Origin of the sequence: Bacillus clarus, assembly GCF_000746925.1 — a bacterium.
GTDB classification, from domain to species: domain Bacteria; phylum Bacillota; class Bacilli; order Bacillales; family Bacillaceae_G; genus Bacillus_A; species Bacillus_A clarus.
Genome location: NZ_JMQC01000008.1, coordinates 1,815,608 through 1,827,704 on the forward strand (window position 1 = coordinate 1,815,608; position 12,097 = coordinate 1,827,704).

Here is a 12,097-nt window from a genome sequence, read left to right on the forward strand (position 1 = left end):
TCACGTTATTGACAAGCCTACCTCAAATTCTCATTTTTTATTGTATTTTACAAAATTTCAATTAGTATTCCGTTTTTCTATTAATAGTTTTCTCTATTTGCTGCTCTAGTAGCGTTAAAAACCTTTACTGCATCTTTCTATTCTTCGCCAAGAGCCTCATTCAGTTCATAAGAAATATCTTCATTAGACTCTTCTTTTTAAACTCTATTCATACCACGCATTTTCTTCAATATAAAATTGATATTCTTCTGTTTCTTCTTCATTTAACTTTTTATTGTTTAAATAAATTTCTTTCCATTCAAACCTCTGTTTTTCTAAATACACAGCGAACTTAATTTTCACGTTCTTTTTTTCCACATAGTCATAACCAGTAAATTCTACTACATCAAAACGTCCATCTTTTTTAACGTACTTCCAATTCGGATTATCGGTCAAAACCTCTAATGCAATCCCTTCATTACTTAAACGAATCACATCTTTTATATTCGGTTCCGTCGGTAAATACGATAATCCATAACCAGCTGCACCAAACACTACAACTAATAACACATTTAATCCAATCATAATGCCAACATGAGTGCCGCCCCTTGTTTGGAAATAATAATGTTGCTGTGCATCTGGTAACTCTTTCGCCTCATGTAAAACACGAACGACATGCTTATAATATAAACGGTTTCCTTGCCAACCAGTAAATAGCATAGTTCCTAAATAAACAATCACATCTATCCACAGCGGGATATCTATAAAAACGGATGTAATTAAAGTAGGAACACCTACTAATGCAATGATACAAAATAGCTTATACATTTTGCGGTAGGCTAACCAAAATAATGGGAAGAAAAAGGCAACCCAATTCCAACTATTCTCTTTCTCTGGATCTTTTGCTTTTCCCCATTTAAAGTCGTAATATGCATTATTATTTCTCACAACCCTATGTAGCTCTTTAGGAGAAATTATTTCTTGTAAAATAGATTCCGTCACATACATCATCCTTCTCTTATTTCTATATAATTTTATTTTATATATACCAAAAGAAGGAATCTAACAAAAAGTGATCATATTTCATGAAAATCAACAAAAAACGAATATATTCCAACAATTATCTATTTCGTATTCCGTTTTACTAGTAAATATATTAGAATATTTATATATTCAACATTTTTTTATAAACCACATTAAATGTTTACTTACTGTATATTAAAAAAAGCACCCCTTTTTAGAGTACTAGTATCAGTATGTCCAAGTTTCAGAGATTCGTTACATAAATCATATAGTTTTTACACCAGAACCACATATTCCGTATTACCTTTCTATCATTTTAGATTGGTTTCAAACATGGGCTTCATATGAACATGTAGTAAAGACAAATAGACATTCCATTACTCCAATACTATCTGTCATGCCGATATTACAAGAAAAAGCATTTTTACTTCTTATATGTTTCTCCTTCTACAATCCAAAACAGTATGAGCAAGCAAATCACTACTTACAGCAATATTTACATAGCCCTGTTCATCTTAATAACGAGGAAAAAGAACCGGTATTCTTTTATGAAGTTGATATGTATATGAAAAAACGAATAGAAAACGCAATGTGATTTCACATTGCGTTTTTATACTACGATCTTTCTACCAATAAAACTCTTCAATCCGCTCTATGTTCTCACCACTTCTCCCTACACTCCTCTATCACACTAAGTAAATACTTCTTCGTCATATCAGCTCGTCTCCACATGGAGATATTTCGTCTTTCTTGTTTACTATGTCGTATTCGCTCTACTTCTTTTAATAAAGGCTCCCATTTCTGAGGATAAAGTTCTAACATATACTGTAATCCTCTATCTTTTGAAACGATGGTTTTATGATCTAATGTATATAAAATACGCCCCATCGTAACGACAGCTGATTCTACCCATTCTTCTATAAAAAATAAATAGGGACGCTTCGCTTTTTCACTCCAGTAATGTTCTACGTTATATTTCATTGTATTTACTACATCGTCCCATTTTATTTGAAACGGAAGGTCTTCTGCTTCTTTCCCGGTAACTGTAATGCCTTGGTTTTTCAATGTCCACCATGTGACCCCATTAATATCCCAATGGCCAATATCCGCCTTACCCTCTGCACAATACACGTACTCATTTATCTCATCATTGTATTTCCCTAAGTCAGCGAGCGGAATATACATACCGTCCATTCTTTTACCTAACGTACTATCACTAAGTTTCTTATGCAGTTCTACAAGTTGTTGTTTTTCAGCTTCATTCACGTAATCATTTATTACTGCAACAAAATCAATATCACTCGTTTCTATATGAAATGCTCCTAGCGCGATGGATCCATAAACGTATACCCCGACTAGCTTTTCGTCCGAAAAAAATTTTTTAAATTCTACTATGTACTGCTCCATTAGCTGTTTTACTTCTTCTGGTAGAGCTTGCTTTATTCCATTCTCCACATCTATCCCTCCATATAAAAAAGCCTTTGCACACTCACAAAGGCTTCATGCTTTATAAATATTTCTCGATTTCTTCATAAACATCCTTCAAACGAGGATTTCCTTCTCCAACGATTTCTCCATTCACAAGGACGACTGGATAAAATAAATCTTCTTCCACTACTCGCTCTGCGAATGCTTGTTTATCCTCATCTTCTTGCTGCTCTTGAATATCAATATACTCAAACTTAAATTTATTTTCTTGTCCTTCATATTTACGACCAATTGCCGCTTGTAACCACTCAAACGTTTCTGTTGAAGATGGCATTCCAACGCAGCTCGCACAAATTACTTTCGCCCCATATACTTGAACATTAACCATTACTTCTCCCCCAATTCTTTGTTCTAACAGTATATTCAGATGACTTACTACATAAGCACATCATTTTACAAATTCATTCTATACCCCTATACTGAAAAAACACATTGTGAACATGATACAATATTTCGACAATAAAACAAGAACAGAAAAAATAGATTTTCCCCTCTATCTTGATTATAATAAAACTGATGAAAGGAGTCGATAAAAATGGAAAACCCAAATATGCAAGAACAAGTACTAGAAGTATTAGATAAATTACGTCCGTTCTTACTTCGTGATGGCGGTGACGTTGAATTAGTAGATATTGAAGAAGGTATCGTAAAGTTACGCCTTATGGGTGCATGCGGTAGCTGCCCAAGTTCTACAATCACACTAAAAGCTGGTATCGAACGCGCACTACTTGAAGAAGTACCAGGCGTAATCGAAGTAGAACAAGTATTTTAATTAAAAGCGGAAGCGGCTAGAGCTGGATATTATCTAAAAGCAGAAGTGGCTTGCTCAGAACCATTTCCTAAAAAGGAGACCAATTATGGTCTCTTTTTTCACATACGCCTATCCTCCAAATAGCAAATACGTACCTCACCACTTTTAACATCATAAAACATAATTGGAAACCCTTCTCAAACAATGTGATAATTATATATAGTGAATCGTTCACAGATATAAAAGTAAAAGCATAGGGGGACGACACATGCCAAGAATGAGAAGTATTTCTTCAACAATTCAAGAACTAGAAAAGAAAAAAGAGTATTTATTAAGTCTTTCGCCCGTTATACCGACATGGAATACAAGTTATCAATTTTCATTTGAAGAAATCCATCAAGAATTATTAAAAAAAGGTAAATGAAAAAATTGAAAAAGTAGGAACATAACTTCCAGAAAGCATGTAGATTTAATCATAAATTTTAACCCAATCAACAAAAGGAATAATTTGTTATCATATAATAAAGAGAAATAGAGCGGCTTTTGCATTATAAAAAGAGACCTCAATTGGTCTCTTTTTTCTCCATTCGTATTAGGATAGCCAATCTAACTTTCTAATACCTAATTTATCGACAGGTAAACGAAGTGATTCATAAAAACTCTTCATAAATTGCTCTGAGCGGTTCACATCGTGTAAAATGGCTTCTAAGCGATCTTTGTATATGCTTTTTTGTTCTTCATTCCCTGTTTGGTAATATCGTTCTACCGTTTCAAAATATTGAAGCGGGAAAAGAAGGCGAGCGAATAATAAACGCCATCCAAACGAGGACAACGAATAATTTCGTTCATAATCTGTAATGAATTGAAATATCGTTTGCTCCCAATCTTTCTTTTTTTCTATTGTCATATAACGAATCCATTCAGCTATATCTCTACTTGGATGGTCGTATACCCAATCGAAAGGAAGTTTTAAGCGCTTCGTTTGTTGCCATAATAAAGGTGTAAACCGTTCTTGGCAAATTGTTGCTGCGTCAGTTATTTGCGGTGTATCATCCATTTCTGTATCGACAACATATTGAATTGCATTTTCTGCAACTCCTAAGTAATACGGGAAGGATTCAATAAACAATTGATCGAATACGTCTGAAGGGTGGTTCATCACTTGCGATTGCCAAAACCTTTCTAATTGATCAAGCCTTTTTTCCCATAATGCTTTCCATTCACCAATGCGGCTTAATTGCTCAACTTCTTCTGGAAAGAATGCACCACGTTTATGGAATATAGAAAGCTCGCTCCCTAAGGAAGTAGCATGTCGTTCTAACATACGCATACCTTTTAATAAGCAATAATTTTTTTCTTCTATCTCACTTACATAGTAGCCGTGTATAGTCGGAACGAAAGTCGCAACAGTAATATCCCCCTGCTGGTTCATATAGTCACTGAGCTTTTTCATTTCTACAAGTACTTCTTCTTCCATATCTCCAATTGGAACGAGTACATAAATTTTGTTGCGAATCCAAAAGCTTTTATAGGGGCCAAGGGGGATTAATTCTTTAACATGCATGTGATAATGCTCATAAATATGCTGAATCATCGCAGTCGCCACCTATGGTTTTTCTTTATATATATGAGCTTGTGCTCGCCTTTCATTCCTATGCACATGATAAAGCAACGAAACGTATACAAATACTAAAAAGAAAAAAAGGTGATAAACATGAAAGAATCAAATCAACTACAAGAAAGAGCATTACAACTATTACAAGAACGCGGTGTAACAATCGATGATATTGCTGAACTTGTTCATTTTCTTCAAAAGAAATACCATCCAAATTTAGAGATGTCAGAGTGTCGTTATAATGTAGAGCGTGTACTATCAAAACGTGAAGTACAGAACGCCCTTATTACCGGCATTGAACTCGATATCCTTGCTGAAAAAGGAATGTTAAGTGAACCGTTACAAGATATTGTAAAACGTGATGAAGGCTTATACGGAATTGATGAGGTTATTGCACTTTCAATCGTTAACGTGTACGGCTCTATCGGTTTCACAAACTTTGGATATATTGATAAATTAAAACCAGGTATTTTAGAATATTTAAATGATAAATCAACTGGAAAAGTGCATACATTCCTTGATGATATCGTTGGTGGTATTGCAGCTGCAGCTTCTAGCCGTTTGGCGCATCGAGCAGATCATGCAGAATAAGAACGTTTTTCTAGGCTGTCAGTTTCATACTGACAGCCTTTCGTATTCCATGAGCATAAACTCTCTTCCCCTACTTATAAAAATTGGCCCTACTTGAAATCCGATATTTTTATATAATGCAATCGCTCGTTTATTAAAAGTTGCTACACTTAGTCGAAACATTTTCGAATTGAACTCCTTAGCAGTAAACGCTATCCCCGCTTGAAAGAATGATTTCCCCATCCCTTTTCCCGTTAACTCTGGCTTCATTCCAAGTCCAATATCTACTACATCTTCTCCCACATATAAATTGGCCTCTCTTCCCCCTGGAACTTGTGCATTTTCTCCAAAACAAAAGTAGCCGATTAATTCACCACGTTCGTTACAATAGCCATAATATGTCCCGTCTAATAACTCTTCTATCGCTTCACCACTTCCAGAAAAACTATATAGTGAATACGGTTCTTCGTACTTCCACGTATTAATCTCCTTTGCTTCTTCTTCTGTTAGTTTATGTATATCCATTTCCCTCGCCCTTTCATTCTCACTTATGCCCATTAACAAATTTCTACATTTACCTTATAATCCATCTTTTTCAATGAACAATTCCCATTTTCCTTGTAATTAATATGGGGATTTTTTCTTATCATGTTACGATTAACTTAAGTATCCAAAATAAGGTGGTGACGAATTGAAGCATCTCTCCTATTTATCTCTGGAAGAAAGGCGAGAATTTTTCTATCAAGAGCCGAGAATTTTTTCAAAAGAAACGGAAAAAGAACAGCTAGCTTACGCATTGGGCGCCACTCTATATACGCCCGGTACGAAAGAGACAATCTCTGAAGATATCGTTAGAAAAAAGCATGAAGGTGCTACATCAGTCGTGCTTTGTTTGGAGGATTCCATTAGTGATGAAGATGTCAATTTTGCAGAGCAGAATGTCGTAATCCAAATGCAACTATTGGCGCACTTAGTCGATGCAAATAAGCTCCATCCGCCAGACATACCCCTTCTCTTCATTAGAGTTCGAAATCCAAATCAAGTGAAGATAATTGTTACTGAGCTAGGCAGTGCCATTCATTATTTATGTGGTTTCGTCTTTCCAAAATTCACACCAATTAACGGAAGAATTTACATCAATCAGCTTAAATATATAAACGGGCTATATTCGCTTTCACTTTATGGAATGCCGATTTTAGAATCACCGGAAATTATGCATAAGGAAACGCGTATAGAATCGTTATTACAAATTAAAAAAATGCTAGATTCATATCGTGATTTCATCTTAAGCGTTCGCATTGGTGCTACAGATTTTTCAAGTATATTTGGCATTCGGCGTAATAAAGATACGACCATCTATGATATTACTGTGATTCGTGATTGTATTTCAGACATTATTAATATTTTCTCTAGAGCAACTGACGAGTATATTATTTCAGGACCTGTATGGGAATAGTTTTCTAATGGCTATGAAGATGGGCTCATTAAACCTCTCCGTAGGAAAACACCATGATTTTTGCAAGTGACTTTGATCAAACACTCATTTATTCCCGCAAATCATTTCGTACTGCTATAGAAGAAGAACATATTCAACTCATCGAAACTTTGGATGGGAAAGAGATTTCTTTCATATCGTATAAAACCATTTCGTTATTAAAAAAACTACAACTGTACTCACATTTCATCCCAGTTACAACAAGAACAATTGAGCAGTTTCAGCACATTTTATTGTTCCAAAACGAAATTATTCCCGAATATGTCGTTACAAGTAATGGTGGCAATATTCTTCATAACGGCAAACAAGATACCGTTTGGAAAGAAAGAATACAAAGTAAAATTTCAACAGACTGTCTAGAAAGTGATGCCGTACTAAAAGAATTTAAACAACTTTCCCATGAAGATTGGATTATTTCACAAAAAACAGCCGATCATTTATTTCATTACTGCATCGTTAAACGTGAAAACATTCCCTATGATGAATTAACAGCCTTCACTGCTTGGTTGGACAAGCAAGGTTGGAACCACTCACTACAAGGTAGAAAATTATATTTTGTACCAAAACCAGTAAATAAGTGGGCTGCTGTCCAATATATACAAGACAAACTCCAAATCAACACCATCATTACAGCTGGAGACTCTTTACTTGATTTATGCATGTTAGAAGGAGCAAACTATGCATTCGCTCCTCTTCACGGTGAACTCGAAACAAAGCAAGATAGCTTACAATCTCATATTTTGAAAACAAATGCAGTTGGTATATACGCGTCCGAAGAAATTGTAAATAGAGCCCTTCAAATTATTCAAAGTTCACTACCTACTTCCTAATCTTTATATTTCAAAAGCTTCGATATGCATAATTACATACGGATTCCCTACAGAAACCATGCTATAATTTACCTTAATCGCTATTGTTATACTTCTTGACCAAAGACAAGGTGTTGAACTGGAAACTTAACGTCTTATCAAACTCAAGCAATTGACAAACTTATGTCATCCAAAAGGACACTCGGAAGAGTGTCTTTTTTCTATGCCCACTTCTTTCCCAAAGGACCTGCTCATTCATACAAAAACAGCATACAGTAATGTAATCTTCAAAATAAAGCAATGTCATATTGCTTTATTTTTCTTATATAAAGGAGGACAGAATACGGATTTTGAGGCTGGGTGTGGAGGTTTCAGTAGCGGATTCGCTTTGCTCGTTGTACTATTCATCCTATTAATCATCATTGGATGTAGTTGCTTTGGCGGCGGATTCGGATGCTAAAAAGCACTCATTATGAGTGCTTTTTACTTTCAAGTGAGGAGGCTACATATATGGATAGCACACTTGTATTTAACTTTGGGATAGCTATAATCATTATTTTATTTGTCTTCTTTGTATTATGCATGGCTGGAGTTTAAAAGAACGATTTAAGATATCTTTTTTCTATCAATACATTTGCGTTATGCTGACAATTCTTTAAGCGTGTCACTCAGTTTAAATTTCCGTAATTGTAATGACGCGATTATCGCTGCGCTTGGTCCAAGTATTACACTTGCTATAGCTCATACTACAATTTGATTGTACGGAATAACAATAACTGCTAACTCTAAGCTGGATAACATGATATAGCTAAAAAGAACCCCGCCTATAATTCCGATACAGCCAGCTATAGCTCCTACTGCACGAATCATACTAATTTCAGCACGTCTTTCATGCAAACTTGCAACAATTGCATTCATTAAACCTATACCTGAAATAATAAAAATGATTACAATTAATAAACGAATTAGCATCACCATTTGCGATAACAATTGCTCCTGCTCTTTCAATAGATCATAACTGTTAATAACCTCTACATTACCTTTATTATTTGTAATTTGTTTTACTTGCTTCTTGATTGATTCAAATGATTTATTAGAATCCGTCATAATTTGAATGGCTTCATACCCTTGTACATGAAATTTATCTCGGGCCCATTGTTTATTTACAAAAACATCTGATCCTCTTAGCCTTCATCCTTGCTCAATAATCGAAACGACTTTAATCGTTTGTTTTTCTTTTCTTTTCCTTTCCCTTGTACTTCAATCGTATCATGCAACTTGATCCCTAAATTTTTAGTCGTTTCTTTCGTAACGACTCCCTCACCATCTTGTAATGGCTTATTTAAATTTTTTTCTGAAATCACTTTCGCTTTTGTTATTTTTTGATACGCTATAATATCGTTACCCACAACTTCCATTGACTCATAATTAGAATTATTTTTTCTCGCATGTTCATACCACTCTTGATTAGCTTTTTTAAAGTCATAGTTTACAAGTTTAGTAGGAAAGTCAGTAGCATTTCCTACACTCGCTTCTACACCTTCAACTTTTCGAACCTTCTCCATCCAACTAAACGGTAATGTTTCAATTCCTTGCGACTCCATCGGAACACGTATGACTAAATCAGCAGGCAAATGCTTTTGTAGTCCTTTTTTCATGCCTTCATACATAGAGTTTACATACATTGTTCCAACAAGCGCTATCATAAAGCCAAATGCTAGTATAGCAACTGACACAGCTGCCTTATTACGATACCGAATTACATTTCGACTGCTAATCGTCGTTTCAATTCGAAATATCATTTGAAATGGTTTCGCGATAACTGGCGCTATCATACGAATAAATGACGGAATCGTAACTAACAAGCCGATTGCAAATAAAAGTGCGCTTATCGCGCTTGGATTAAAACCTGCATATTGTTCTAACATACTTCCGCTCAGTCCAATTACAGTGCCGATTATTAAAATACTAAAACTAAACACAGTCCATCTCTTTTCCTTCTTTTGATTACTAGGAAGACCTGCTCTTGACGCTTGAACTGGAGGGATTTTTCTAACCCCTCAATTTCAATAATATTCATCCCATATCCCTTTTTATTTATCAATCTATATATTCTATTCACAATGCAAAATTACTACTATTATGTATTTTTTTGTTATATATCAACATTTATTTATCACGTCTAAAAAATTGACTCTACTAAAAAAAGTAACCATAATAGTTACACGAATACTTTATTTAGAAGCTATTCACATATCCACAAATAGGAGGAAGAAACATGAAACATGTAATCGTTTATGCACACCCTAATCCAGAAAGCTTCAACCATGCCATTTTAGAAACTGTAAAGAGTGAACTAGAAGGAAAAGGACATGAAGTACGTGTTCGTGATCTATACGAATTAAACTTTAACCCAGTATTAGGCGCTTCTGATTTCATTTCATTTTCTCAAGGAAACACACCGGAGGATATTAAAGAAGAACAAGATCATATCACTTGGGCTGATAACATTACATTTATTTATCCAGTTTGGTGGGCAGGACTTCCTGCTATTTTAAAAGGATACGTTGATCGCGTATTTAGCCATGGGTTTGCATATGCTTACGGCGAAAATGGCATTGAAAAACGATTAAGTCGTAAAAAAGGATTATTATTATCCACAATGGGAAATACGAAAGAAGTATACACAGCAAACGGTATGTTTGACGCAATGAAGAAAACAACTGATGCTGGTATTTTTGAATTTACAGGAATTGAAACATTAGAGCACACATTCTACACAAGTGTTCCTTCTGTAGACAACGACGTGCGCAAACAATATCTGGAAGAAGTAAAAGAAGTTGTGAAACGTGTGTTTTAATGAAAAACTCCGGTTATAAAACCGGAGTTTTTTTATTACATCATTAATTTAGGAATATATCTTTTAAGGATATTTTCTAACTCATTCATATCCTCTTCTCTAATAAGTAAATTAACATTATCATTCATTTTCTCTCGCCCGCGATATAAGAAAATATTTTCCTTTGGATTTTCCCATACTGATGTTTTATACCCTTTTAATTCTTCATATGAATAAAAGTTTAATCCATCTATTACTCCTCTCTCATATATTTGCACACTTTTAGTAAGATGAATGGCTAATAAAGTCATAAAACAACTTGCTACCGCATAACTCCCTGACTGAACGAGAAACTTTTCAACTGTATCAATATCTCCATTTACATATTGAATATACGTATAAATACATTGTCCAATGAAGTACACCGGTCCAAGTAACGCGATCCAACGTCGTTTCACCCGAGGATATGTTGCAAGAAGTTTTCCAGCACTCTTTTTCATATCATTTATTTTATATATCTTCCATAGAACAAAAATTAAAATGCAGAATGTAAAAATAAAAATAACGCATGACATCAAATACACTTTTACCCCCACCCTCATTTTTATATCACAACATTTTAATTTTATATTTTAAATACATGTATCACATATGCAATTGTGCATAAAAAAACAGGTAACCTTTTCTGGTCACCTGCTCCCCATTACATCTTCTCAATCCACTCCGTCAAGTTATGCACAACTTGCGTCGGTTGTACTCCATATTCCGTTAACTTCTCCACAGTTGTGACTCCAGTGTGTACAAGAAGGGTATGCATGCCAGCATTTATCCCAGCTAAAATATCTGTATCATAGTTATCCCCAACCATTAGCGCTTCTGCTTTTCCTACGCCTAACACTTTTAAAGCTTGTTCCATAATGATAGATTCCGGCTTTCCAATAAAGATTGGATCCACACCTGTTGATACTGCGACAACTGATGTTAATGAGCCGTTACCTGGCAGTAAACCACGCTCAGTTGGAATTGCGATATCTCCATTTGTTGAAATAAATGTTGCACCATTACGCACTGCAAGACATGCTTTTGCTAGTTTCTCATATGTGATTTCGCGATCTAATCCAACAACGACGAAATCAGGATTTTCATCCACAAGCTTGAATCCTTTTTCCACAAGTGCATCGTGCAGACCTTCTTCACCAATCATATATACAGTTGCATCATGTTTGCGCTCATAAATAAAGTTAGCTGTTGCCATACTCGTTGTAAATACTTGATCTGGTTTCGCTGGAATATCAAAACGAACAAGTTTTTCTGCAACCTGTTCTGGTTTACGAGTTGAATTATTTGTAACGAACAAATACGGAATCCCGCGCTCTCCTAATGCTTTGACGAAGTCACTCGCTTCTTCAATTTGTTCTTCACCACGATACATTGTACCGTCTAAGTCGATTAAGTAGCCTTTATACATCGATTATGTCTCTCCTTTTATGCTAGAGTTCCTTACCTATCATACCACTCTTATATTAAC

11 protein-coding genes and 5 pseudogenes are annotated in these 12,097 nt (G+C 35.0%); 8 read left to right on the forward strand and 8 right to left on the reverse strand.

Features of this window, described 5'->3' with window-relative positions; all coding sequences use genetic code 11:
• Positions 1-204: 204 nt before the first annotated feature.
• Positions 205-990, reverse strand: a complete 786-nt coding sequence (locus DJ93_RS10275) for a DUF2628 domain-containing protein (protein WP_374937167.1) — start codon at positions 988-990, stop codon at positions 205-207.
• A gap of 304 nt (positions 991-1,294) precedes the next feature.
• On the opposite strand from DJ93_RS10275, the pseudogene DJ93_RS34615 reads away from it, so the two are divergent.
• Positions 1,295-1,597: pseudogene (locus DJ93_RS34615) on the forward strand (DUF4304 domain-containing protein); the annotation flags it as partial.
• A 65-nt stretch (positions 1,598-1,662) separates the two neighbouring features.
• On the opposite strand, the gene DJ93_RS10280 reads toward DJ93_RS34615, so the two are convergent.
• Complete coding sequence (locus DJ93_RS10280) at positions 1,663-2,457, reverse strand: nucleotidyltransferase domain-containing protein (RefSeq protein WP_042980659.1); 795 nt, start codon at positions 2,455-2,457, stop codon at positions 1,663-1,665.
• A 52-nt stretch (positions 2,458-2,509) separates the two neighbouring features.
• Positions 2,510-2,818 carry a YuzD family protein gene (locus DJ93_RS10285; RefSeq protein ID WP_042980660.1) on the reverse strand — a complete coding sequence of 103 codons (309 nt, stop codon included), beginning with the start codon at positions 2,816-2,818 and terminating at the stop codon, positions 2,510-2,512.
• Between the two features lie 207 nt (positions 2,819-3,025).
• Between DJ93_RS10285 and DJ93_RS10290 the strand changes: the two genes are divergently transcribed.
• A complete protein-coding gene (locus DJ93_RS10290; RefSeq protein ID WP_000431179.1) occupies positions 3,026-3,262 on the forward strand; it encodes a NifU family protein in 237 nt (78 codons plus the stop codon).
• 247 nt (positions 3,263-3,509) lie between these two features.
• A pseudogene (locus DJ93_RS33175) lies at positions 3,510-3,690 on the forward strand (carbonic anhydrase).
• Between the two features lie 143 nt (positions 3,691-3,833).
• Here DJ93_RS33175 and yutH read toward each other — a convergent pair.
• A complete protein-coding gene (yutH, locus tag DJ93_RS10300; RefSeq protein WP_042980662.1) occupies positions 3,834-4,835 on the reverse strand; it encodes a spore coat putative kinase YutH in 1,002 nt (333 codons plus the stop codon).
• A 120-nt stretch (positions 4,836-4,955) separates the two neighbouring features.
• Here yutH and DJ93_RS10305 point away from each other — a divergent pair, with 120 nt between their 5' ends.
• A complete protein-coding gene (locus DJ93_RS10305; RefSeq protein ID WP_042980663.1) occupies positions 4,956-5,447 on the forward strand; it encodes a phosphatidylglycerophosphatase A family protein in 492 nt (163 codons plus the stop codon).
• Between the two features lie 24 nt (positions 5,448-5,471).
• On the opposite strand, the gene DJ93_RS10310 is transcribed toward DJ93_RS10305, so the two are convergent.
• Complete coding sequence (locus DJ93_RS10310; RefSeq protein ID WP_042980665.1) at positions 5,472-5,951, reverse strand: GNAT family N-acetyltransferase; 480 nt, start codon at positions 5,949-5,951, stop codon at positions 5,472-5,474.
• Between the two features lie 166 nt (positions 5,952-6,117).
• Here DJ93_RS10310 and DJ93_RS10315 point away from each other — a divergent pair.
• The 3 genes and pseudogenes from DJ93_RS10315 to DJ93_RS33690 all read left to right on the forward strand — a co-directional run.
• Positions 6,118-6,879: pseudogene (locus DJ93_RS10315) on the forward strand (HpcH/HpaI aldolase/citrate lyase family protein); the annotation flags it as partial.
• A gap of 56 nt (positions 6,880-6,935) precedes the next feature.
• Positions 6,936-7,751, forward strand: coding sequence for an HAD family hydrolase (locus DJ93_RS10320; protein ID WP_042980667.1), 816 nt, complete (start codon positions 6,936-6,938; stop codon positions 7,749-7,751).
• Between the two features lie 328 nt (positions 7,752-8,079).
• A pseudogene (locus tag DJ93_RS33690) lies at positions 8,080-8,190 on the forward strand (YjcZ family sporulation protein); the annotation flags it as partial.
• Between the two features lie 179 nt (positions 8,191-8,369).
• Here the strand turns inward: DJ93_RS33690 and DJ93_RS33695 are convergent.
• Positions 8,370-9,787 (reverse strand): annotated as a pseudogene (locus DJ93_RS33695) (permease); the annotation flags it as partial.
• Between the two features lie 221 nt (positions 9,788-10,008).
• On the opposite strand from DJ93_RS33695, the gene DJ93_RS10330 reads away from it, so the two are divergent.
• Positions 10,009-10,590, forward strand: a complete 582-nt coding sequence (locus DJ93_RS10330) for an NAD(P)H-dependent oxidoreductase (protein ID WP_042980668.1) — start codon at positions 10,009-10,011, stop codon at positions 10,588-10,590.
• A 35-nt stretch (positions 10,591-10,625) separates the two neighbouring features.
• On the opposite strand, the gene DJ93_RS10335 is transcribed toward DJ93_RS10330, so the two are convergent.
• On the reverse strand, positions 10,626-11,153 hold the full coding sequence (locus DJ93_RS10335; RefSeq protein WP_042980669.1) for a hypothetical protein: 528 nt from the start codon (positions 11,151-11,153) through the stop codon (positions 10,626-10,628).
• A 119-nt stretch (positions 11,154-11,272) separates the two neighbouring features.
• Positions 11,273-12,037 (reverse strand): TIGR01457 family HAD-type hydrolase, encoded by a 765-nt coding sequence (locus DJ93_RS10340; RefSeq protein WP_042980670.1) that lies wholly within the window; start codon positions 12,035-12,037, stop codon positions 11,273-11,275.
• Positions 12,038-12,097 lie beyond the last annotated feature (60 nt).

Coding starts and splice junctions, on each gene's coding strand:
- yutH (WP_042980662.1), bottom strand. CDS start 4,835: ATGATTCAGCATATTTATGAGCATTATCACATGCATGTTAAAGAATTA.
- DJ93_RS10305 (WP_042980663.1), top strand. CDS start 4,956: ATGAAAGAATCAAATCAACTACAAGAAAGAGCATTACAACTATTACAA.
- DJ93_RS10290 (WP_000431179.1), top strand. CDS start 3,026: ATGGAAAACCCAAATATGCAAGAACAAGTACTAGAAGTATTAGATAAA.
- DJ93_RS10320 (WP_042980667.1), top strand. CDS start 6,936: ATGATTTTTGCAAGTGACTTTGATCAAACACTCATTTATTCCCGCAAA.
- DJ93_RS10275 (WP_374937167.1), bottom strand. CDS start 990: ATGATGTATGTGACGGAATCTATTTTACAAGAAATAATTTCTCCTAAA.
- DJ93_RS10285 (WP_042980660.1), bottom strand. CDS start 2,818: ATGGTTAATGTTCAAGTATATGGGGCGAAAGTAATTTGTGCGAGCTGC.
- DJ93_RS10340 (WP_042980670.1), bottom strand. CDS start 12,037: ATGTATAAAGGCTACTTAATCGACTTAGACGGTACAATGTATCGTGGT.
- DJ93_RS10330 (WP_042980668.1), top strand. CDS start 10,009: ATGAAACATGTAATCGTTTATGCACACCCTAATCCAGAAAGCTTCAAC.
- DJ93_RS10310 (WP_042980665.1), bottom strand. CDS start 5,951: ATGGATATACATAAACTAACAGAAGAAGAAGCAAAGGAGATTAATACG.